This window comes from Bacillus sp. FJAT-27231 (assembly GCF_001183975.1).
Taxonomy (GTDB): Bacteria; Bacillota; Bacilli; order Bacillales; family Domibacillaceae; genus Pseudobacillus; species Pseudobacillus wudalianchiensis.
Genome location: NZ_LFZU01000001.1, coordinates 2,950,391 through 2,973,783, shown reverse-complemented (window position 1 = coordinate 2,973,783; position 23,393 = coordinate 2,950,391). Strand labels below are relative to the sequence as shown.

Annotated in this window: 21 protein-coding genes and 2 tRNA genes; 21 read left to right on the top strand and 2 right to left on the bottom strand. The window is 38.3% G+C overall.

Features of this window, described 5'->3' with window-relative positions:
- Nucleotides 1-32 precede the first annotated feature (32 nt).
- Entirely contained in the window at nucleotides 33-488 is a 456-nt protein-coding gene (locus AC623_RS14285) for an acyl-CoA thioesterase (RefSeq protein ID WP_049666661.1), read from the top strand.
- A gap of 296 nt (nucleotides 489-784) precedes the next feature.
- Nucleotides 785-1,009: a helix-turn-helix domain-containing protein gene (locus tag AC623_RS14280; RefSeq protein WP_041097586.1), complete on the top strand. Its 225-nt coding sequence runs from the start codon at nucleotides 785-787 to the stop codon at nucleotides 1,007-1,009.
- Nucleotides 1,010-1,076: 67 nt separating this feature from the next.
- Here AC623_RS14280 and AC623_RS14275 read toward each other — a convergent pair whose 3' ends face one another.
- Nucleotides 1,077-1,403 (bottom strand): hypothetical protein, encoded by a 327-nt coding sequence (locus AC623_RS14275; RefSeq protein ID WP_049663531.1) that lies wholly within the window; start codon nucleotides 1,401-1,403, stop codon nucleotides 1,077-1,079.
- A gap of 186 nt (nucleotides 1,404-1,589) precedes the next feature.
- Between AC623_RS14275 and AC623_RS14270 the strand changes: the two genes are divergently transcribed.
- From AC623_RS14270 to AC623_RS14225, 11 genes are all read left to right on the top strand, one after another.
- Complete coding sequence (locus AC623_RS14270; RefSeq protein ID WP_049663530.1) at nucleotides 1,590-2,039, top strand: MarR family winged helix-turn-helix transcriptional regulator; 450 nt, start codon at nucleotides 1,590-1,592, stop codon at nucleotides 2,037-2,039.
- 10 nt (nucleotides 2,040-2,049) lie between these two features.
- Complete coding sequence (racE, locus tag AC623_RS14265) at nucleotides 2,050-2,850, top strand: glutamate racemase (RefSeq protein WP_049663528.1); 801 nt, start codon at nucleotides 2,050-2,052, stop codon at nucleotides 2,848-2,850.
- Between the two features lie 111 nt (nucleotides 2,851-2,961).
- Nucleotides 2,962-4,008 (top strand): GerMN domain-containing protein, encoded by a 1,047-nt coding sequence (locus tag AC623_RS14260; RefSeq protein WP_049663525.1) that lies wholly within the window; start codon nucleotides 2,962-2,964, stop codon nucleotides 4,006-4,008.
- Nucleotides 4,009-4,175: 167 nt separating this feature from the next.
- The gene (gene rph / locus AC623_RS14255) at nucleotides 4,176-4,937 is read left to right on the top strand and encodes a ribonuclease PH (protein ID WP_049663523.1); all 762 of its coding nucleotides are present in this window, start codon (nucleotides 4,176-4,178) and stop codon (nucleotides 4,935-4,937) included.
- Nucleotides 4,934-5,542 carry an XTP/dITP diphosphatase gene (locus tag AC623_RS14250; RefSeq protein ID WP_049663520.1) on the top strand — a complete coding sequence of 203 codons (609 nt, stop codon included), beginning with the start codon at nucleotides 4,934-4,936 and terminating at the stop codon, nucleotides 5,540-5,542. The genes rph and AC623_RS14250 overlap by 4 nt, the downstream gene beginning before the upstream one ends.
- Nucleotides 5,539-6,048, top strand: a complete 510-nt coding sequence (locus AC623_RS14245) for a metallophosphoesterase family protein (RefSeq protein ID WP_049663518.1) — start codon at nucleotides 5,539-5,541, stop codon at nucleotides 6,046-6,048. Before AC623_RS14250 ends, AC623_RS14245 begins: the two co-directional genes overlap by 4 nt.
- Before the next feature lie 252 nt (nucleotides 6,049-6,300).
- A tRNA-Arg gene (locus AC623_RS14240) sits at nucleotides 6,301-6,374 on the top strand.
- Nucleotides 6,375-6,583: 209 nt separating this feature from the next.
- Nucleotides 6,584-7,519, top strand: a complete 936-nt coding sequence (locus AC623_RS14235; RefSeq protein WP_442853574.1) for a tyrosine-type recombinase/integrase — start codon at nucleotides 6,584-6,586, stop codon at nucleotides 7,517-7,519.
- A gap of 12 nt (nucleotides 7,520-7,531) precedes the next feature.
- A complete protein-coding gene (locus AC623_RS21545; RefSeq protein ID WP_156187050.1) occupies nucleotides 7,532-7,693 on the top strand; it encodes a hypothetical protein in 162 nt (53 codons plus the stop codon).
- A gap of 688 nt (nucleotides 7,694-8,381) precedes the next feature.
- Nucleotides 8,382-8,861, top strand: a complete 480-nt coding sequence (locus tag AC623_RS14230) for an HNH endonuclease (RefSeq protein WP_049663517.1) — start codon at nucleotides 8,382-8,384, stop codon at nucleotides 8,859-8,861.
- A 353-nt stretch (nucleotides 8,862-9,214) separates the two neighbouring features.
- The gene (locus AC623_RS14225; protein ID WP_156187049.1) at nucleotides 9,215-9,991 is read left to right on the top strand and encodes a hypothetical protein; all 777 of its coding nucleotides are present in this window, start codon (nucleotides 9,215-9,217) and stop codon (nucleotides 9,989-9,991) included.
- A gap of 95 nt (nucleotides 9,992-10,086) precedes the next feature.
- On the opposite strand, the gene AC623_RS14220 is transcribed toward AC623_RS14225, so the two are convergent.
- Nucleotides 10,087-11,412, bottom strand: a complete 1,326-nt coding sequence (locus tag AC623_RS14220; RefSeq protein WP_049663511.1) for a hypothetical protein — start codon at nucleotides 11,410-11,412, stop codon at nucleotides 10,087-10,089.
- A 452-nt stretch (nucleotides 11,413-11,864) separates the two neighbouring features.
- On the opposite strand from AC623_RS14220, the gene hsdR reads away from it, so the two are divergent.
- From hsdR to tig, 8 genes are all read left to right on the top strand, one after another.
- Entirely contained in the window at nucleotides 11,865-15,071 is a 3,207-nt protein-coding gene (gene hsdR, locus AC623_RS14215) for a type I restriction-modification system endonuclease (protein ID WP_049663508.1), read from the top strand.
- A 131-nt stretch (nucleotides 15,072-15,202) separates the two neighbouring features.
- Nucleotides 15,203-16,633, top strand: coding sequence for a class I SAM-dependent DNA methyltransferase (locus tag AC623_RS14210; RefSeq protein WP_049663507.1), 1,431 nt, complete (start codon nucleotides 15,203-15,205; stop codon nucleotides 16,631-16,633).
- Complete coding sequence (locus tag AC623_RS14205; protein ID WP_049663505.1) at nucleotides 16,630-17,940, top strand: restriction endonuclease subunit S; 1,311 nt, start codon at nucleotides 16,630-16,632, stop codon at nucleotides 17,938-17,940. The genes AC623_RS14210 and AC623_RS14205 overlap by 4 nt, the downstream gene beginning before the upstream one ends.
- A gap of 445 nt (nucleotides 17,941-18,385) precedes the next feature.
- Nucleotides 18,386-18,946, top strand: coding sequence for a recombinase family protein (locus AC623_RS14200; protein ID WP_049666657.1), 561 nt, complete (start codon nucleotides 18,386-18,388; stop codon nucleotides 18,944-18,946).
- Nucleotides 18,947-19,165: 219 nt separating this feature from the next.
- Nucleotides 19,166-19,840, top strand: a complete 675-nt coding sequence (locus AC623_RS14195; protein WP_049663504.1) for a hypothetical protein — start codon at nucleotides 19,166-19,168, stop codon at nucleotides 19,838-19,840.
- Between the two features lie 147 nt (nucleotides 19,841-19,987).
- Nucleotides 19,988-20,064: transfer RNA gene (locus AC623_RS14190), tRNA-Arg, on the top strand.
- Nucleotides 20,065-20,289: 225 nt separating this feature from the next.
- Nucleotides 20,290-21,267, top strand: coding sequence for a tetratricopeptide repeat protein (locus AC623_RS14185; protein WP_049663502.1), 978 nt, complete (start codon nucleotides 20,290-20,292; stop codon nucleotides 21,265-21,267).
- Nucleotides 21,268-21,410: 143 nt separating this feature from the next.
- Nucleotides 21,411-22,697, top strand: a complete 1,287-nt coding sequence (gene tig, locus AC623_RS14180; RefSeq protein ID WP_049663500.1) for a trigger factor — start codon at nucleotides 21,411-21,413, stop codon at nucleotides 22,695-22,697.
- Nucleotides 22,698-23,393 lie beyond the last annotated feature (696 nt).

Sequence of the window (23,393 nt, the reverse complement as noted above, 5' to 3'; positions counted from 1 at the left end):
CTGTTTTTTTTAGAATAAAGGGGGAGAACATGGTGAAAAAATTTTCATATATTGCTGATTTTGAACAGTGGGAGAAAGGATTCGACTTTTTTCATTTTGTAAAGGTACGGTTTGGGGAAACAGATATGTTTGGTCATTTAAACAACACGATTCCATTTATCTACTTTGAAGAAGCTCGGATTGAGTTTTTAGCAGAAAGAGGCCTAAAGGACGAATGGCTAAGTGGGAAAAGCGAGGTCATTCCAGTCGTTGCTGACTTGCAGTGCGATTTTTTAGAACAAGTATTTTTTGGCGAAACGTTATCGATCGGCGTAAAAGTAGACAGTCTTGGCCGTTCCTCCTGTGACATTCACTATAAAGGGACAACAGAAAACGGAAAGATTTGCTTCATAGGCAGAGGAACGCTCGTGCAAATATCTTCCAAAACAGGAAAATCGGTGCCGTTTACATCGACAGTGAAAGAGAAATTACTTGGTGAGTCAATTTAATTTACTTAGAAGAGGCTCTATTAAAGATGAATGATGTCTTTAATAGTTGATCATAGCGGAAGATGGTGACTCTGCGAGAAAAGTGAGTCCTGGTGGGACCATGCAGGACCGGTTACGGAAAGTGTCTGCCTGCAGCGAAAATCAACGCCGAAGTATAACAGAGCATAAGAATAAAAAACAAAGAGAATTTTGCTGCTTTGCTGTCAATTCTTTGTTCCTTCACATATGATACCGTAACGGCCATTCCGTTAATTGAGTGATCAGAAGCTGGCGGAAGCGAGGAGGTTACATGTCAAGTGAGGGAGCATCGCTTTGATCGTAAACCGCTATTAACAAAGAGAGAAAAAGAAGTATTTGAATTACTCGTGCAAGATCGGACGACGAGGGAAATTGCTGAAGAGCTATTTATCAGTGAAAAAACGGTCCGCAATCATATCTCTAACTCCATTCAAAAGCTCGGCGTGAAAGGACGGGCGCAGGCAATCGTTGAATTGCTCAGAATGGGTGAATTAAAGCTTTAAGAAGACAGGTGGCGGCCACTAGGTCGCCATCTGTTTTGCCGTTGGATAAAATGTTTCTACGGTTGCTTTAAAAGAAATATTGACGATAATAAAATAGCATTAAACTAAATGAAACCACAGTGTAGATGATCGCTGCATAAAAACAAGATGGGGGATCAAAGGATTTCGATTGCCGTTCCTGCCTCATACCTGTTTGACTTTGCAGGTGCATGTCTAAGTTGTCGCTAGTAAAACCACCGGATGAGCTGGAAAACTTAATCAGCACTACACCAATTAATCCGACGAAAAAGGAATAATCGAAAAAGTGTCCTTTTTTTAATAAAGTGAGACTATAAGTTGCTCCGCATAAAATTAACCATGTTGCTATAAAGCTAGCTATTCTTTTTATATTCATTTGCCCCCTTCCTTACTTATAGTTACTATTTAATGAAAAATAAGTAAATCAAGAGAAATACTATAGATTATGCTTTTGTGCCTTCTTTACCTTGCAATTTATAGGGAAAAAAGCGACAATAAACAGGTAAGGGATTCACGAACGTTAAGGTTTGAAAAAGGGAACGATGAATAAGGAGTGCTAAGCATGGCAGCAAATCTTGAGCAATCGCTCGATTTTGTCGCGGATATTGAAAAGGAATTACGATACATAAACGGTATTATTAAACAAAAAGGCCGAGAGATATTAAGTGATTATAAGATTACACCTCCTCAATTTATTGCGCTGCAATGGTTGTTTGAAGAAGGAGATATGACGATTGGCGAGTTATCTACGAAAATGTTTCTAGCTTTCAGTACAACAACAGACCTGATTGATAGAATGGAACGAAACAACCTTGTTGAACGGGTGAAAGATACGAATGATCGACGGATTGTGCGCATTCATCTACTGAAAGAAGGCGCGAGTATGATCGAAGAAGTGATAAAAAAGCGCCAGCTGTATGTACAGCAAATTTTACAAAATTTCAGCGAGGATGAAATACTATCTTTAAAAAGCAACTTAGAGAAAATGCATCAAGAAATGAAAGTAAAATGAGGCGAGAAAATTGAATAGACCGATCGGTGTAATAGATTCGGGAGTAGGCGGTTTAACGGTAGCTAAAGAGATTATGCGTCAGCTTCCGAATGAAACTATTTATTATACAGGGGACACGGCACGTTGTCCTTACGGGCCAAGACCGGCTGAAGAAGTGAAGGCCTATACTTGGGAAATGACCCGATTTTTAATAGAGAAAAACATTAAGATGCTTGTAATTGCGTGTAATACGGCTACAGCCGTTGTACTAGAAGAGATTCGGACCGCTTTGCCAATTCCTGTAATTGGGGTGATCCGTCCGGGGGCACGGGCAGCGATTAAACAAACGAGAAATGATCAGATTGGTGTGCTTGGTACAATTGGGACAATCCGAAGCGGTGCTTACGAAAACATGCTTACTTCTATTAACAAAAAGGCAGTTGTTACCTCGCTCGCTTGTCCAAAATTTGTGCCTCTTGTGGAAAGCGGAGAATACAAAGGGGAAACGGCAGAAAAGATTGTGGCTGAGACGTTAGTTCCGTTGCAGAATACGCAAATTGACACGGTTATTTTAGGATGTACCCATTATCCTTTGCTTGAACCTATTATAGCTGATGTTCTAGGCGAACAAGTTCAAGTTATTAGCTCAGGGGAAGAAACGGCCCGCGAGGTAAGTGCTATTCTTGATTACAAGAAGCTCTTGGCAGAAGAATCTCCTCGGCTGTCACATTATTTCTATACAACGGGTTCAAAAGAGTTGTTTTACGAAATTGCTTCCGATTGGCTTCAAGAGAAAGAGTTACATATTGAATCAATCCGCTTAGGCAGCTAAGCGGTTTTTTTCTGGAGTCTGTGTCTGTAAGAATAGAAGATTTGTCCAAGCTAGTTCTAAGTTTTCGAAACACCCGTATATTTAGTACAAACAGTTTTAGGAGGGGTAGTTATGCGAAAAAAGAAGACGGCAGCGGTGGCAGTTATTTTAATTTCTTCTGTTTATACAGCAGGCTGCGGATTATGGCCCGAAGAGAAGAAGGAAAAAATTGATCCCCCGCAATCTGTTGTGTATACGGATAGCTTGACGAGTGAAGGTGGGCAAAAAGCTGCACAAAATAAAAATATGGTGATGACAGAGCTATATTTAATTGATAAAAACGGCTATGTTGTTTCTCAAACGATGCCGCTTCCGAATACAAAAAGTTTGGCCAAGCAGGCACTTGAATATCTTGTGGCCGAGGGACCTGTATCCAATATGGTTCCAAATGGTTTTCGTCCTGTCCTGCCGGCCGGTACACAAATCAAAAGCGTTGATATTGAAAAAGGAACGGCAACAGTTGATTTCTCTCCTGAATTTAAAGAATATGATCGAGCAGACGAACAGAGAATCGTTCAATCGATTACTTGGACATTAACTCAATTTGATTCGGTGGAGCGGGTAAAACTCCAAGTGAATGGCCATCCAATTTCTGAAATGCCAGTCGGAAAGATGGCACTTGATGAAGATGGGTTAACACGACAAAGCGGAATTAATGTAGATGCCTCTGGTGTAGTGGATATCGTAGACACAAGACCGGTCACCGTTTATTATATGGCTCAAGAGGGAGAGGGCTATTATTATGTACCTGTCACGAAGCGTGTCAGCAATAAGGAACAAGATCAAATTACGGCCATTGTGAAAGAGTTAGCTAAAGGGCCGCGAGCAGATTCCGGGCTCGTAACAGAATTTCTTCCAGAAGCCGAATTATTGGAAAAGCCAGTGATAAAGGAAGGCCGAGTTACGTTGAACTTTAATGAGTCTATTCTTGGAAGTTTCGAAAATAAAATGGTGTCTGAGCATATATTACAATCACTCGCTTTGTCTCTGACGGAAGGAACCCAGATTGAGAGCTTAGCTATTCAGGTTGGTGGCAATTCAAACATTACGACTGAGCAAGGCAAGCCGCTTAGCAGTTCGGTAACACGTCCGGACGTAGTGAATCCGGTTGATTTGTGAAAGCCTCTTTTAAAGATGACAGATCGTATATGCAATTGACCTTTCTCATAATCATCTATCTAACCACCTGCGATCAGGGGGCTAGGTGAATGATTTCTTTTTTATGTCTGTGAGAAAAATGCTACTATAATAAGATGCAGATGAATGATACAACGGAGGGAATTAAGATGAGATTTGATGGAAGACAAGCTCAGGAACTTAGACACGTACATATTGAGACTAATTATTTGAAGCATCCAGAGGGATCCGTGCTTATTCAAGTTGGAGATACGAAAGTGATTTGTACAGCCAGCATTGAGGAGCGGGTGCCTCCATTTATGAGAGGGAGCGGAAAAGGCTGGATTTCAGCGGAGTATTCGATGCTGCCGAGAGCAACGGGACAAAGGAATATTCGTGAATCTTCTAAAGGAAAAGTATCAGGAAGAACGATGGAGATTCAACGGCTTATTGGCCGTGCTCTTAGAGCGATCGTAGATTTGGAAGCGATGGGCGAACGCACAGTTTGGATTGATTGTGATGTGATTCAGGCAGATGGCGGTACACGGACAGCGTCTATTACCGGTGCCTTTGTAGCGCTGACACTAGCGCTTAATAAGCTGTCTGAGGAAAAAGAATTACCGGTATTTCCGGTTACTGATTTCTTAGCCGCAACAAGCGTAGGGATCGTCAAAGAGCATGGCGCCGTGTTAGACTTAAATTACATAGAAGACAGCCGGGCAGAGGTGGATATGAATATTGTCATGACAGGCAGCAATGAGTTTGTGGAACTGCAGGGAACTGGAGAAGAAGCCACTTTTTCTATTCAGGAGCTGCATCAACTTCTAGAACTTGCCCAGGCTGGGATCACGAGCCTGTTTGCAATTCAATCAGCAGCCCTTGGTGAAATTGCTGGAAAAATCGGCAAACGGCCAAAAGGAGAGGCAGAATGAATAAGGTCATTATTGCAACGAAAAACGAAGGAAAAGCGAAGGAATTTTCTAGTTTATTTGCAGACTATGGAATAGAAGTGCAAACACTGCTTGATTATCCATCGTTGCCTGATGTAGAGGAAACAGGTCACACGTTTGAAGAAAATGCTGTATTGAAGGCAGAAGCGATAGCAGATGAAACAGGGCAGTTGGTGATTGCCGATGATTCAGGATTAAGCATTGATGCTCTTGATGGCCGGCCGGGCGTTTATTCTGCCCGCTATGCTGGCGCTAAGAAAGACGATGAAGCCAATATTCAAAAAGTGTTAGCCGAACTCAAGGGAGTGCCGGAAGAAAAACGGACTGCACGCTTTCATTGTGTATTGGCCATTGCCCGTCCAGGTGAAAAAACGGTGACGGTATCTGGAGCTTGTGAAGGGAAAATCACTTCAGAGAAGCAAGGCGCCAACGGATTTGGTTATGATCCTATTTTCTGGGTGGAGGACTTCCAAAAAACAATGGCTGAACTGCAGCCGGAAGAGAAGAATAGTATCAGTCACCGTGGTTGGGCCATGAAGAAATTAGGCGCACTGCTTCCGGAAATTATGGGTGGTGAAACGAGATGAAAGTGTTAGTTGTGAGTGACAGTCACGGCTGGAGTGAAATTTTAACAGAGCTGAAACAGCGTTATGAAGGGGAAGCAGATGTATTGATTCATTGCGGCGACTCTGAATTGAGTGCGGATACCCCGGCAATTGAAGGGTATGTAGTGGTAAGAGGGAATTGCGACGCAGAGGAAGAATTTCCCTATGATATTGTCGAGGGTGTCAAGGGAAAAAGAATATTCATTACCCATGGTCATCGCTATAACGTGAAAATGTCGCTTATGAAGTTAGCTTATAAAGCGCAAGAAAATGGCGCAGATTTTGTCTTTTTTGGTCATTCTCATTTGTTAGGCGCCGAGAAGATAAATGATGCTATTTTTCTGAATCCAGGGAGCATTGCGATGCCGCGTGGCCGGCGGGAGAAAACGTATGCGCTTGTGGAAGCAGACGAGCAGCAGGCTGTCGTTCGTTTTTTTGATGAAACCCATCGGGAATTAACAGAGCTGCAGTGTATTTTTTCACTTTAAATGGTTTTTATGTATAACCTGTTAATTGGGATGCATAGAATAAAAGCAGTGAGTTATAGGAGTGTGTAAGCGAAGGTGCAGTTTAAACAGCCAATAGAATGCTAACTTTTTAAGCTGCACTTTTGCTTTTAAAGAGGAAAAATCCCTCTCTATGAAATAAATGAAAAAAATTAAAAAAACACGTTGACAATCTTTCGTGAGGTTGTTATTATAGTAAATGTCTTACATAACTTGTTTAACACTTTTAAAATTGTCCCAGTAGCTCAGCTGGATAGAGCAACGGCCTTCTAAGCCGTCGGTCGGGAGTTCGAATCTCTCCTGGGACGTCGAGAAATCGGGTGTAAAGCCCGTTAAATCAACCTTCTATATCGTATAGTGAAACGGTCAGTATAACGGTCACGTAAGAAATTACACCTGTTATTGGCTTATATCACTTTCGATATAGGAGGTTTTTTGTGTGACCAAAAGTAAAGGATTATTAGATGTTGATGTGGATGTAAAGGGATTATTAAATGGATTGACCATTACTAGTTCCATCGCTCCAAAAGAAAAAATAAAACAATTTGAGGTCTTGGATGACTCAATGTTGATTTCTGATGCTCTCGAAACCATCACTAGGCAAATGAAGGTGAGCGGGAATAGAAGCCGTACAATAAGCGATTATGTTCTCCATGTAGAGCATTTTCAGAGTGTAACAAACGTGAACCATGTTGGGAATATTACAGCCGATACGGTCTATAAGTGGCTAGACAGTATGAATGTAAGCAATCAAACCAAATTAACACGATTGAAATGTCTAAAAGCCTTCCTCTCCCGCTGTTTTGATAACGGTTGGATTGAAATAAAGTTTTGGAAAACCATTAATATAAAGGTCGATCAAAAGATTAAAGAGGGTGCTACAGAGCGTGATGTTAATGTATTGCTCTCTTTATTGGACTTAAGCAATTTCATTCAGCTGAGGGACGCTACAGCTGTCCTAGTGATGTTTAAAACAGGCATTCGCATAAATACATTAACCCAACTTGAAGAACGCCATATAGACTTCAATAATAATGTGCTGAATTTAGATGGCGGTATTATGAAAAATCATCAACAAATTAAATTACCTTTTGACGATTTACTTAAAAGGCTGCTAAAGGTATTGATAAAACAAAATGCCATGATTAGAGACGGATATGGCAAGAAGAACAGCTTCGTATTCATTACAAAATACGGGGATGCTATAGCAACCTCACCAGCACATAATAATATCCAGAAGCGGCTGAATAAGTATTCTAGGATGTATGGTTTAAAGAACATCAATCCTCATGCCTTAAGACGTGGTTTTGCAAAATCCTTGCTTGATAAAGGGGCAAATGTTGCTATTATATCTAAAGCATTAGGACATAGCGATATTTCAGTTACAACCAAATATTTGTACTTAGATGTTGATGAGGTAGCGAATAATCTTCGCTCCTATTTGGATGTTTAAGGAGCAATGAGGATGAATAAACAATTGAAGCACATTGCCTATTATACCAAGATGGTGGCTCAAGAGGGGGCAAAGGCAAGACCAACCTATAGAGGGTCTGGAAATGCCTATCGCAATAATCATTTACTTATGTATAAAAGAATGTTGAATGAATTAATTAAAGGTTCATTGTAGTTTCACTTAATGCAGATAAAACGAGAGGGGCGGTCATTTTGACTGCTCTTTTTCTTTAATAAGTTTTTCAGCAAATAACGACGGTGGGTTTTTAAATGTGTTTTGTTTAAAAAGTGTTATGTAGTTAGACCGTGTCAATCTACACCAACATACCGTTCAAATGTTCGATACGAGACGCATCTACTCTTTTTCTACACTATGAAACATATGAAACAGATTACCTTTGGCAACATTTTTCAAACCTAAACTCAATGTACCACTGAAATTCCCCATAAATTGTAGATGTACATTTCCCTGTAAAACAGTAGCAAATCATCGAAGCTGAATTCATTCTATAAAAAAATCATCTTTTTTTAAAAAAAGTTCTTGACATGGTTTTTTAGATTTGATGAGGAGAACCATTAGATTTTTTATGACGGTTTTAGACATAATTTCTTGATTTCTTGATTTGTATAATAAGATTAAGCAACCATCTCGTAAGGAAGTTTATTCTGTCTATAAAGTGCTCATGCCGATTGACAGATTTAAATCTAATATTGGACAGGTTTATTTGCACTTGCTGACGTGGTATTTTGCAATGGATTCACATTCGAATGGGCGAATTTACAAATCAAATTATAGAAAGAGAGGTACAAGTAGTAAAAATAGTATGAGTGAGTGAGAGAGGGTCTATACGCTACTCATATAAATGTTAAAACAATGTAGTAAATGTAAAGAGATTAAGAGTGTAGAAGAATTTAGTAAAGACAAAAGTAAAAAAGATGGTCTTGCTAGTGCCTGTAGGGCATGTAATAACAATCGTGAGAAAAAAAGAAGAGAGAATGGTGGTGACTTCACCAAGGAACAAAAGCAAGCTACCTTTGAGAAGTACGGTCGTTTCTGCCAAATCTGCGAGAAAACTAGTAACTTGGAAGTAGACCATAGGCTTTCACAGAATATTTCTAAGCCTAATACAGCAAGTGTCGAGGACAATGCTTGGATATTGTGTAAAGGGTGCAATATTGCTAAAGGGACAAAGATTCTAATTGAAGTTATTAAAGAAGTCCCAAACAAGATTTTAGAACCAATGCTCTTACAACAATATGCCGATCGAATTGTAGAAGGTTTCTTTGAAAAAGTAACAATTACTATTGGTGGAAAGCAGTTTACAGAAGTGAAACTTAAGTGATTTACTGCTTTAATCTTATTGACTCTTGGATTTAATGATTTATACACCCGAAATATAGGTGTGGTTTAATGATTATATATAAAACCACACCTAAAAAATGGTGGATTTATAAAAAACCACACCTAAAAATTAGGTATCCCATAACACTAAATAATACTAGTATTTTTCTAGTTAATCGGGCGATTCCAGTGGGGGAATAGATAGAAGAATAATAGATAGAAGATATAAAATAGATGAAATGTAACGCACAAAAGTCGGCAAGCCTCCTTTTGCATGTCAAAACAAAATGTTCTTCGATTGAATTGGGTTGGAGAAAGTTGAAAATATTAATCAGAACAGGAGAAAGAAAAAAATTGAGTACAGAAACCAAAACAACGATACAGCAAGAAAGGGAAGAATCATTTATAAAGATTTCCAAGTCACTAATTGAAACAAAGGATTTAGGAAAGTATGGTGATTTAGATGTTTATCACTTAGCAATCATTAAAACATTGGCTAACAACTTTCAAGGAGCAGCGTTCACTGGAGTTATCCATATTATGAGATTCATTGGCATGAGTACTGAGCAAAGTTCAACTAAGGCAAGAACAAAAGAATCTTTACTCAGATTGCAAAAGACGGGACATATCGAGATTTACGAAGATTTATCCATGAAAAGTGTGATGTTAGACTTAAAACACGCTAACAACTACTTTATCAAACCCACTGGTAAGGACGAAGAATACAATTTTGCAAAAGTGTTCTATAAGGATTTTCAAAAGATAGTAGCAATGAAAAGTGATTATAAGCCTAAAATATTCGCCACGTATCTAAATATGGTAGGTTATATATTCTATAATGTAAGCAACGATCCAATATCATTCATTTTAATTGATACGGTAGTAAAAGATACAGGAATAAACAGAAAGTCTGTTATTGAATATCTCAAAATACTGCATAAAGAGGAAATTCTATTCTTTGTACATTTTCAAATTAATAATACAACTACAAAGAACTACTGCACAAGATGGATTCATAAAGAAGATACCGCAAAATGGGCGGTGGGACTTGCAGAATTCCATTACAAGACTGATAGAAGTAAATTTAAAGGTGGTGGAGAAGGGGTATCAGACGAAAGAGGAGTCTCTTAATTGAGGTTCTCTTTTTTGTATATTGGAGTGGATGATTGAAGTATCAAGAAGGGAAGCTTAAATCAAGCTTCCCATATTATTTGTTCAGTCTTACCTTATTGTTTTGTAATAAGTTGAGACACTTTGTCCGCAATTAGTTGCATTATTTGAGGGTTATTCGCAATTGTGTCGGTAATATTTTGTTGCTGGACTGGAGCTTGATGTGTTGTTACATTTGGAAGTTCAACCCCAAAGTATTTTTCAACGAGATTTTCTTTTACTTCTTTTTGTTTATTGGTGTCTAAATCCTTTATGTAAGGGTCAAGTGAAGCCAGTTCCAACTCTATTTTTCTATTACGTCTTTCTTCATTTCTATGATTTGTAGCCTGTTTTGCACAATAAGTGAAGAGGGTTAAGCCAATACCAGTTAATACAATTCGACTTACGAGCGTTGTCCAATCAAAAGACCCTTCGTGCATTAAAAGAAAAAAAACGCCGAAGACAATAACAGCAATCATAGAACCAATTGACCCAAAATTCCACCAAAATGCTTTTTTACCTTCGTCATTAGCAATCTTTTGATACCCATGGGCAAGACCCTTCATGCTAATAATACCAACTATCTTTTCGGCTTCTTTGTTCATTTTATGTATATGGTCAAGTTCGCTTTGAAATTTAGCCTTCAACTCGTCAATTAAAGAGTCAAAGGATTTTTGCTGGGTGTCTACTTGTTGTTGGAAACCTTCATTTAAAGAGTCAAAGGACACTTGTTGAGTGGATACCAGTTGGTCAAAGGTATCAGTATTGGCATTATAAACTCCTTTAAAGTCTTCTTCAGCTTTTTTAAGGAAAATATTAAAATCTTCTGTCCTTTGAGTTTGTCCTTGCAAAAATTGACTTTGAAATTCATTAACAATGGAGTCAATTCTGGTCTTTTGGCTTTCGATTGAAGAAGTGAGTTCATTCAACTTTTCTGTGTTTTTTGTTAAGGCTGTCGAGGTTTCTGTTGCGTCTTTTTCAAGGTAAGATAAATGTTGACCAACAGACTGTCTAAATTTAATAACAGAGTTTCTTACACCTTCAATTTCCTCTGGGGTTTTTGTAACTACTAATTGTGATAAATACACAAGTAAATTCTCAAGGTAACTAAGAATGCTGTTCAACCGTTGTTCGTTTTTATCATTATTGAAATTGGTTATTTCTCCTAACACTTGTGAAATTGGACTGTTAATATTGTCCATTGTACTTGTCGGGACTAACCATGGGTCTGCTTTATCTAAAGTGTCTTTTAAAAAATCGAATGTTGTTCGTATCCGTTCCAACATTTCGAGTCCTCTTGTTGAAATATTAGAGGTGTCAGTTTCAATTAAAATTTGAATAACTCTTTCCATATTTGCATATGAAGCATGACCAGTTGTTCGCTCTTCTAATGCTATTTGCACAGCTATATTCCTCCTTGTAGACGATCCATATATTACAAATTATACAGCAATATTCATGATAAATGGACAAATTATTACAATGGAATCCAGCCAAGTTAGGATGATACGAAACAATGCTTATTGACGTATTTAGAATGAAAGGCTTTGAATGAAACTATGATGGTCTTGGTATTGGGTGTGTGAATACAAAGTTTAAACACTGAGTGCAGATGAATTTGTTGGGATTGTTTGAGGGCATACAGTCTCAAATCTCCTTAATGAAATATCGATTTTATTATTTAATAATGAGTAAATTGGTAAAACAGTCGTTTTTAGTTCGACTGTTTTTTATTTAACTAGGCTTCTTTAACACTTTTATTTGAGTAAAGGAGGTCTTATTGCTTCATTCACCAAATAATGTATCCTTATAGTATAATGGACACATACAATCTATCGAGAAAACGGTGATAACAATGAGTAGCAACTTTTCATTTTTTAAAGGTAAATGGGATGTACTTGCTAACTTGGGAGAGACTGCTGAGAAAAATGTATATCATGATCCTCATACAACAGTAATGAAACTGCGATTGTTTGCTGAAACATTAACTAAATTTATCCTTGCCGCTGAAAATATTAAAGAGGCATATGGTACAACGCAAGTGGACCGCATTAACACTTTGCGTCGGGAAAGGTTACTTGAGCCTGAATTAATTGATATATTAGAGGCTCTTCGTCGCAAAGGGAATGTAGCGATGCATGAAGCGGATTATGGAAAAGTAGAAGAAGCAAAGGCTTTGTTACAATTAACGTTCCGCTTGTCTATTTGGTTTATGGAGGTATATGGTGATTGGGACTTTCAAGCACCAGAGTATGTAGAACCTCAAGAACAAGAAGGGAAGAGTACAGAAACGCTTCAGCAAGAATATGAGGAAAAAGTCAAAAAGCTTGAAGAAGAATTAGAGACAATTCGTCAGCAAGCAGAAGTAGAACAAGAAGAGGTAAAAGCCGAGCGTAAAAAGATATCTAAAAACTTTATGCGTCGACAGCAATTAACAGAGGCTGAAACACGTACGATTATTGATGGGAAACTACGTGCTGCTGGGTGGGAAGTAGACACAACTGTACTAAATCATCAAAAGAACGGAACGCTGCCAGAGAAAAATCGTAACATGGCAATTGCCGAGTGGAAGGTCGATGGCGGCAGGGTTGACTATGCGTTATTTATTGGTCTAAAGCTTGTTGGCTTTATTGAAGCAAAGGCAAAAAAGAAAACGATTCCTAGTGCATTAGAAAGCCAGACAAAAGTGTATGCCAAAAATGTAGTGCAAGTTGAGAATGAAGTTATTACACCTACAACAGGTGAATATAAAGTGCCGTTTTTATACGCAACGAACGGTCGACCATACTTGAGACAACTTCAAGAGGAATCAGGTATCTGGTTTTGGGATTCACGTAAGCCGTTGGAGCATGCTCGCCCACTAGAGGGATGGCACTCACCTGACGACTTACAGCTTCTTCTTAGTCAAGATGATAAGGATGCAAATAAACGATTAGAAGAAGAGGATATCACGAAGTTTGGCTTGCGTCATTATCAGCAAAGAGCGGTGCTTGCTGCTGAAGAGGGATTAAAAGAAGGGCAAAGAAGAATGCTCATTGCGATGGCAACGGGAACAGGGAAGACTCGCACAGCAATCGCTCTTATGTATCGCTTAATCAAGTCAAAAAAGTGTCGTCGTATTCTTTTTCTAGTTGATCGTAACTCGTTAGGAAAGCAGACAGAGGATGCACTTAAAGATACGAAAATTGAAGGCTACTCATTTGCTGATATATACGATGTAAAGTCTTTAGAAGACATGTCTCCAGAAGTTGAAACAAAGGTGCAAATTGCGACAGTACAGGGAATGGTTAGAAGACTTTTCTATAGTGATAATGAAAAACTGCCAAGTGTAGGACAGTATGATTTTATCATTGTAGATGAAGCACATCGTGGCTATACAAGTGATAGAGAAATGTCAGAAGAAGAATTAGAATTCCGTGACCAAAATGATTACATCAGTCAATATCGACGTGTAATTGACTATTTTGATGCGGCATGTTTAGGACTTACTGCAACACCCGCTCTTCATACAACAGAGATTTTTGGTATGCCTATTTTTAAGTATTCTTATAGTGAAGCGGTTCTGGATGGCTACTTAGTTGACCATGAACCACCATATCTGTTTAAGACAGAACTTTCACAAGTTGGGATTACTCTTGAAAAAGACGAAGAAGTGGAAGTGTATGATGTTGATAAAGGTGAGATTCAACTAGAAAAAATGGAAGATACCGTTCATTTTGAAGTTGAGCAGTTTAATAAACGGGTGATTACTGAGCCTTTTAATCGAGCGGTTCTAAACAAACTGGTCGAATACATTGACCCGACAGGAAAAGAGAAAACTCTTATCTTTGCAGCTACTGACCAACATGCGGATTTAGTTGTTCGGTTATTAAAGGAAGCCTTTAAAGAACGTGGCGATGAAATTGAAGATGATGCCATTATGAAAATTACTGGCTATATCTACAAGCCATTAGATGCCATTAAACGGTTTAAAAATGAACGGCTGCCAAATGTCGTTGTAACGGTTGATTTACTCACTACAGGCATTGACGTTCCTCCGATAACAAACATAGTATTCTTACGGCGTATACAGTCTCGTATTCTTTATGACCAAATGCTTGGACGTGCAACCCGTCTTTGTCCCAACATAGGAAAAACACACTTTAACATTTACGATGCAGTGGGCATCTACGATAAATTGCAAAGCTATACGGAGATGAAACCTGTTGTAAAGAAACAAAATTACAGTATCGGTGAACTATATGAATCACTTGCCAATGCTGCCACAGAAGATGAAGCTTTGTTTTATCGTGACCAATTGGCAGCGAAAATTCAGCGTCGCAAGCAAAGGTTGAATGAAGAAGGAAAACAAAAGTTTGAAGAACTGTCGAATGGAAAAAATGTGGATGAGTGGGCAAAAGAGATTCAGTCGTATACGCCACAAGAAGCAAAACAGCACAACATGTTATTTGAATATATGGAAGCCTATCGGGTAAAAGGCGAGAAACGATATATCTCCAACAAAGAGGATGAAGTAACAGATGTGGTTCGGGGATACGGTGAAGGAAACAAGCGACCTGAAGATTACTTAGAAGGTTTCGTTCGTTTTATCCAAGAAAATATCAATGAAATTCCCGCTCTTCATCTTATTTGCACACGACCGAAAGATTTAACAAGGCAGGATTTACGAGAACTTATTACCATTCTAGAAACGAAAGGCTTTAAGCAATCTCATTTGCAGACAGCTTGGAAACAAACAAAAAATGAAGACATTGCAGCAGACATTATTAGCTTTATTCGCCAAGCTGCATTAGGTGAAGCACTCGTTGCCCATGAAGCACGTATTAAACAGACGATGCAGAAAGTGTATTCACTGCATGATTGGACTCCAAGACAGAAGAAATGGTTAGAGAGAATAGAAAAGCAATTACTTCAAGTGCCTGTATTAGCACCAACTGCAGAAGAGGCATTCTCAGAAGAACCATTTAAAACTTCTGGCGGCTACAAATTGCTGAAGCGGGAGTTCGGTGACTATATTGATACAGTTGTTACCACTATAAATGAGAACCTTTATATTAGTTAACAATGTGCCTCTTCATAGGGGCATTTTTTCAGTTATAATAGATAAGTTACTTTATCTTTGATTTCACTTTAATGAGGTTTGAATGAGAATCCAAAATTAAAATATACTCGGAGTTAGCAGGAGGCTGAAAAATGAACAACCAAGAAATCGTTCAAAAACTATGGAATTTATGTAATGTGTTACGTGATGATGGGATTACCTATCAGCAATATGTAACAGAGTTGACCTACTTATTATTCCTCAAAATGATGAAGGAGCAGGAAACAGAAGGTGTGATTCCAGAAGGATATCGTTGGGATGATTTGTTAGATAAAGAAGGTTTGGGATTAAAGACATTTTATCAGCGATTGTTACTTGAATTAGGAAGCAGTGAAAATGAGCGGCTGCGTCTAATATACAGTGATGCTTCTACAAGTATTGCTGAGCCGAAAAACTTAGAAAAAATTATCAAATCCATTGATGCACTTGATTGGTACAATGCAAAAGAAGAAGGACTAGGCAATCTTTATGAGGGTCTATTAGAGAAGAATGCAAGTGAAAAGAAATCGGGAGCGGGACAATACTTCACACCTCGTGTATTAATTGATGTGATGGTTCAATTAATTGACCCGAAAATTGGTGAGCGGTGTGCTGATCCTGCCGCTGGAACATTTGGCTTCATGATTGCGGCAGACCAATATTTAAAGAATCAAACAGATGACTATTATGATATAGAGCCGCAAGAAGCCGAGTTCCAAAAGAAAGAAGCTTTCGTCGGGATGGAGCTTGTTAAAGATACTCATCGTCTTGCGTTAATGAACGCTTTGCTTCACAACATGGAAGGACGCTTAGAACAAGGAGATTCTTTATCAGGAAACGGAAAATGGATGAAGAACTTTGATGTTATCTTAACAAACCCGCCATTTGGTACAAAAAAGGGCGGAGAACGTGTATCCCGTGATGATTTAACGTTTGAAACATCGAATAAACAGTTGAATTTCTTGCAGTTGATTTATAATGCTTTGAAGGATGATGGAAACGCTCGTGCAGCCGTTGTTTTACCTGATAACGTTCTGTTTGAAAGTGGTATTGGTGCACAAATTCGTCGTGACTTGATGAATAAATGTAATTTACACACCATTTTACGTTTACCAACAGGTATATTTTATGCACAAGGTGTTAAAACGAATGTCTTGTTCTTCACAAGAGGAAAAACTGACCAAGATAACACGAAAGATGTTTGGGTATATGACCTTCGTACAAATATGTCTTCATTTGGAAAACGTAATCAATTAACAATGACTCATTTTGAAAGCTTCATGAAAGCATATGTGGCAGAAGACCGTTCTAATGTAGAAGATGAACGTTGGAACAAGTTTACTAGAGAAGAAATTGCAAAAAAAGATGATAGTTTAGATATTGGATTGATTGCAGATAACTCTTTATCATCATATGAAAACTTACCAGACCCCATTGAATCGGCGGAAGAAGCAATTGCGAAACTTCAACAAGCAATGGATCTATTAAATGAAGTAGTTGAAGAGTTACGTGCTGTTGAAGTGGATGAGGTGGTCACAAAATGAGCAAGAAGAAAAAGACCATTGAAGTATTGATGGAAGAAGTTGTAGTACCACATGAGGAACAGCCTTATGCAGTTCCAGAAAATTGGATGTGGATTAATTCAGGACACATATTAAACTTCATAGGTGGGGGTACACCTTCTAAGAGTAATAGTGATTATTGGAATGGGGATATTCCATGGGCTACAGTGAAAGATATTAAGAATAGGTATTTATCATCTACAATAGATTATATTACGGTTGAGGGTTTGGAAAACAGTTCGGCAACTATGGCATCGCCATATGAACTCTTATTGATTACAAGAATGTCGCCGGGTAAGAGTACAATAACAAAGATATCGACAGCCATTAATCAAGATTTGAAAATAGTCAGACCAAAAATTGAAATACTACCTTATTTTTTATGGTTATTTTTTACGGTAAATACCCCATTAATTGAATCGATGTCAACAGGCTCTACTGTTAAAGGTATACAAGTAGAGAAACTTAAGAAAATCCCTTTCCCTGTACCACCTGTAAATGAACAAAAACGGATTGCTAGGAAAGTGGAGCATCTTTTAAGTAAAATTGAAGATGCGAAGCAGTTGATTGAGGAAGCGAAGGAAACGTTTGAACTACGTCGAGCGGCGTTTGTAAATACTCTCTTTGAAGAGTCAAGCATTAAACAAATGGTCAATATTAGTGATATTACTGATGTAAAAGGGGGGAAACGGCTTCCTAAAGGAGAAGCTTTAGTAAATGAAGATACGGGTTTCCCATATATAAAAGCTGGGGATTTAAAAAATGGCACTGTCTTGATGGATAAGCTACAATTTTTATTACCGAGTACACAAGAAAAAATAAAAAGTTATACAGTAAGTGCTGGAGATGTTTATATAACAATAGTGGGTGCTTGTATTGGGGATGTTGGTGTAATTCCTAAAGAAGTTGATGGTGCTAATTTAACTGAAAATGCCGCTAAGCTTACAAACTTAAAGGATTGCCTACCAGAATATTTAGCACTCTGTTTGAGTTCTAATAAAGCACAGAATTTAATTAAGAAAAGTATAGCATCAGCTACATTGGGGAAACTATCCCTAACAAGAATAAAGAGCCTTTCAATACCTTTATTTGATATAGAAACTCAAAAGGTAATTGTGAAAAAATACTATAATTTTATTGAGAAGGAAAATAAAGCTGCTCAAAATTTAGATAAAGTAGATTTGGATATGTTGAAACAATCAATACTTTCCAAAGCCTTCCGTGGTGAACTTGGAACAAATAACCCAAGTGAAGAAAGTGCAATTGAATTGCTAAAAGAAGTGCTATAAGAACAAGTGAAATAGTTGTAAGAAGGCATCCAAAGTGGTTGGATGCTTTTTCTAGATTGTGCTTATTATTTTAAAGAAACCACTCTCATCCACACACGAATTCGGTAAATTCCCGACACGACTCAAATAAAAGGTATGTTAAATATTGATAAATGGTTAAATGTTCAAGTAAAATACTCACGTTGTTCGAAACGAATCATCGAGATTGATTATGTTATTCGAATTAATACTTAATCTGCAATCTTTGTAACAAGGTATGTTGTTAAGGAAAGAATACTGTTTAGAGTTAATGAATATCACTTGTTTAATAGTAATGAGTACTTTAAGTTGCAAGGTGCAAAAACTTGAAAGTTATTGCACCTTTTTAACAACCTTGCTATAATAGATTTCAAGAGGTGCATTAACTTAGTGCAATAAATGAGCGATGAAAAGCGAGGACATAGCAATGAAATATGGATATGCAAGAGTCTCGACAGTAGCACAAGATTTAGAGGTTCAAATTCAAGCATTACAAGCAGAAGGTTGCGAGGTTATACATAAAGAGAAGTTCACAGGTACTAAAACAGATAGACCAGAGTTCAACAAGGTGCTTGAGGCATTACAAGAAGGGGACACGTTGGTTGTAACAAAGCTAGATAGATTTGCTAGGTCAGCAGTCGAAGGTATTCAAACAGTTAAGACTTTATTTGCGAGAGGAGTAAAGGTTCACATCCTTAATATGGGACTAGTGGAAAACACCCCAACAGGAAGACTGATTTTCAATATACTCAGTTCATTTGCAGAGTTTGAACGAGACATGATTGTAGAACGTACTCAAGAAGGTAAGGCATTAGCTAAGCAACGAGATGATTTCAGAGAAGGCAGACCAAGAAAACACTCTAAGCAACAAGTTGTACATGCTTTAGAATTACTTAAGAGTCATACATACAAAGAAGTTGAAGCAATGACTGGAATAAAGAAACGGACACTGATTAACAGAAAGAATGAACATGAAGCAAAGCAATAATAGGAGACTTCCGAAATCAAGGAGTCTCTTTTCTTTTGTATAAGGGTATGGGGGGTATTTTCCACGTTGTTATGAAGCTCAAAGTAGGGATATACCCTATGTACCCTAATCCACACGTCACTAAATCTGAACTGACTTCGCCACGATTAGGTGGTTTCATGAATAAAGTTCAAATTCAGTAAATATATTTATTGTAATGTGGGAATAGGGGGGAGAACTATGTGGAGAGAAGTAATTGTATTAGTGAGTAAGGATACACAAGTTATCTTTAATGAAATAGGTAATTTAATGAGTCAATATGACTTTACAACACCAGTTGAACCCTATATTGATAATTGTTATTGTCTTGATAACGATACAATCAAAAAGGAAGCCAAAGAGATTGCAAATGAGAAAGTAGCACATATTGATGATTTGTACAAAAAATATGCAGAGTTAGACGAAAAAGAATTGACTTCTTGGGGAAATTTTATATCAGATTGGAAAAATGAATATGAGAGTGCATGCAAATCCCACCCACTTTATAACAAGGCTGACCCAGAGTGTTTAGATTGTAAGGGTAGGGGTGTTTATATTAGTAAATATAATCCAAGAGGGAAGTTCGATATTTGGGATATTGGTTATGGCTGGCAAGGAAAGGTAAGAACAATCCATATTGATGAAAATGATGAAGGCTATATAGGAAATGATGATATGGTTTATGTTAGAGATATTTCTGAAAAATATATAGAAAATAACACGATTAGTGATGTCTTAACTCCTGATGGGGAATGGCATGAATGGGATTGGACGGATGATATTAAAATGCATGGTAGGGAATGGACTAAGAAAGTTAAAAAAATAATTGAAGATTATAATGATTGTATTGCTGTAAAATGTAAAATCCATTTTTAGTTATTGCACCTTTAAGGTGCTTCTTCTTTTCGCACACAATAATAGATGCTTGAACTTCGACACATAAGGAATTATAATAAAGAATAAGTCAATCGGTCTAAGTTCGAAAAGTGACCGTTATACATAATAGAGGAAAAATAGCGATATGTCCCAGTAGCTCAGCCGGATAGAGCAACGGCCTTCTAAGCCGTCGGTCGGGAGTTCGAATCTCTCCTGGGACGCCATACATAATGAAATCAACCTTTCAGGCAAACGCTTGGGAGGTTTTTTATATTTGAAATTTGAGAAGGAATCCTTGTTTAGCACGATTAAATCCTTTTGTTTTCGATCATCCGCTTTCTCCTTTGCTTTTTTTTTTCGAATATCCGTGCTACACTTACAGAAATACAAAAAAAGGAATGGAAGCAGCCGCTGTTTTCATCGAGGTAGAGGCAATAGGGTGACTGACTATGAAGAAGAAAAAGTGGGATAGAAAAGGAAATGTATTTATTTTTCCGGGAACGGGACAGGCGCTTATCCAAAAAGGACGGGCCGCCCTTGAAGAGAAGCAATATGATGAAGCTGCTTCTTTTTTGTCCCAAGCGCTGGAACATCCGCTTACTGAAGAAGGGGATGTAAAAACAGCCCTCTTACTAGCTTTGTACGAAAGTGGTCGTTACGACAGCGCCTTAGAGTTGTGTAAAGACATGCTACATAAGGGGCTTGGCGATTACTATGATGTGCTTGATATTTACGTGCTTATTCTTATGCAGCAAAAACAGTATAAGACGATCTTTTCTACGCTATCAGCGTTGATGGAGGAAAAGCAGCTGCCAGAAGAAAAGCGAGAGTATTTTGAACGGCTGTTAGAGTTAAGCCGGAAGATGCTGGATGCTCCAGAAACCAGGTGGATGCCGCTGTTTACTGGCCAGGAAACCTTACGTGAGCAAACGTTAAAATTGATGGAGCTTGCTCATGTGAATATCCAGCCGTATTATGACGAGCTAGTTGCCATGCTTGAAAAAGAAGGCACGCATCCTTTTTTGCAAACACTTATTTTGAACGTATTAAAGGAACATGGAATTGAAAGGGCCGTAACGGTAAGGAAGTTTGAATTTACGGGTAGTGTGATTCCTGTACAGTTGTCCGATGCTTTTGAAAAGGATTATTTTAAGAAGGTTATCCACTTTTTGGAAGACGAGCTAGCGGACAAAGATCCAGTTCAGCTTGAGCAAGTAAAGGAAATAGTCAAGCATCATTTTTTCCTTATATATCCTTTTGAGCCGAAGGAGATTTCTCCTGAAGGATGGGCTAGAGCATCATTGCGGCAGCTTCGTACCTATTACCAAGAACCGGGGCTGGGAACAGAGAATGAGCTGGATAAAGAGGTTCAAAAGAGCCTTGCTTTTATGAGGAAATTAGATGAAATTTCTTCACCGATCATGTAGGCTTTTTGTTGAAAGAGAAAAAACGTATGTTATAATGTAAAGGTCATAATGTGTCCTTTTTGTGTAAGAAAGATATACATAGGGCGGCCGAACAACTTATACTGTTCATGATGATCAATTTATAGATTTTTGGAGGGAACTTTATGTCTGCTAAATGGGAAAAGCAAGAAGGGAACCAAGGGGTTCTAACAGTAGAAGTAGATGCGGAAACAGTAAACAACGGTTTAGATGCCGCATTTAAAAAAGTAGTAAAAAACATTAACGTACCTGGTTTCCGTAAAGGTAAAATGCCGCGTGCTTTATTTGAAAAGCGTTTCGGTGTAGAGTCTCTTTATCAAGATGCACTGGATGTCATTCTTCCAGAAGCATACGGAAAAGCGGTTGAGGAAGCAGGAATTGATCCTGTAGACCGTCCGGAAATTGATATTGAGCAAATGGAAAAAGGCAAAGAGTTAATTTTCAAAGCGACTGTTACCGTTAAGCCTGAAGTAAAGCTTGGCGAATATAAAGGGCTTGAAGCAGAAAAATTAAGCACAGAAGTAACAGACGAGGACGTCCAAGAAGAACTAACAGCTCTTCAAAAGCGTCATGCTGAGCTTGTTGTGAAAGAAGACGGCAAAGTAGAAGACGGCGACACAGTCGTTCTTGATTTCGAAGGCTCTGTTGACGGAGAAGTATTTGAAGGCGGCACAGCTGAAAACTACTCATTGGTTATTGGTTCAGGTACATTCATTCCTGGATTTGAAGAGCAATTGATCGGTGTAGCAGCTGGTGAAGAGAAAGACGTAGAAGTTACTTTCCCTGAAGAGTACCATGCAGAAGAGCTTGCTGGAAAACCAGCTGTATTCAAAGTGAAAGTTCATGAAATCAAAGCACAAGAGCTTCCTGAACTAAATGATGAATTTGCGAAAGAAACAGACGAAGATGTGGAAACACTTGATGAATTAAAAGCGAAAATCCGCACACGTCTTGAAGAGCAAAAGAAAACAGCTGCAGAGCAAACACTTCGTGATACACTTGTAGAAAAAGCAGCAGCTAATGCAGAAATCGATGTACCAGAAGTAATGATCGAAAATGAAATTGATCGTATGCTTCAGGAATTTACACAAAACCTTTCTATGCAAGGTATGAATCTTGATCTTTACTATCAATTCTCAGGTCAAAGCGAAGCAGACCTTCGTGGCCAAATGAAAGAAAATGCAGAAACACGTGTACGCACAAGTTTAACGCTTGAAGCTATCGCAGAAGCAGAGAATTTAGAAGCAACTGAAGAAGATACAGAAAAAGAATTAAGCAAGATGGCAGAACAGTTTAATCTGTCAGTTGAAGACATTAAAAAAGCATTAGGCAACTTAGATGGCATGCAGGCTGACTTAAAGATCCGCAAAGCAATCGAATTTCTTGTGGAAAACAGCAAAGCTAGTGCATAATAATAGATAATGGTAGACAAGGCGCGAACTGCTCGTGCCTTGTTTTCTACCTATTTACTTACTACCATACATATATAACAGTCAAGGTGCTTATAAGAAAATGGGGATTTTATCCGCCTCGGGAGTCAGTTATTTACTTGATTTTTAAATAAAAGCAGTTTGACGAAGAAAAGTGAAAAAATGTTTTAGTAATAGTGCAGATGGTTACACATTATATATACAAAAGACCTTTTGTTTCTGCAATAGAACAAAATATGGTACAATGCAATACATACTTTTTTAATAAAGAGCCAACGGCGCTCGTTCAGCGTACACGTTGACATCTATAGCTGAACGAGGGAAAAGTGGGAAATCACCCGTTTGGCCGCAGCAAATTGTTGGGGCAAAAGCGGGTAAATAAACAGCTAGGCGCGATTACCTAAAAGACATATGTCATAAAAATGACTGTTTGTTTTTATGGGAAAGGGTGACAGGGAGAGTAAAATCAACGTACGCACTGGCGCCTGTAGCTGGGCACGAAAAGCGAAGCCGACTGTTTTGAAGCGACAAGCATAAGACGAACCGGAGAAGTGGCGTTTTCTAGCCATGCAGCCGGATTGGCTTATGACCTCGAGCTTCAAGGAGGCGTAGCTGGACACGAAGAGCGAAGCGGCCTGTTTAGCCTGATAGGAGGTTGGAGGGCTTGACGAGGAGTAG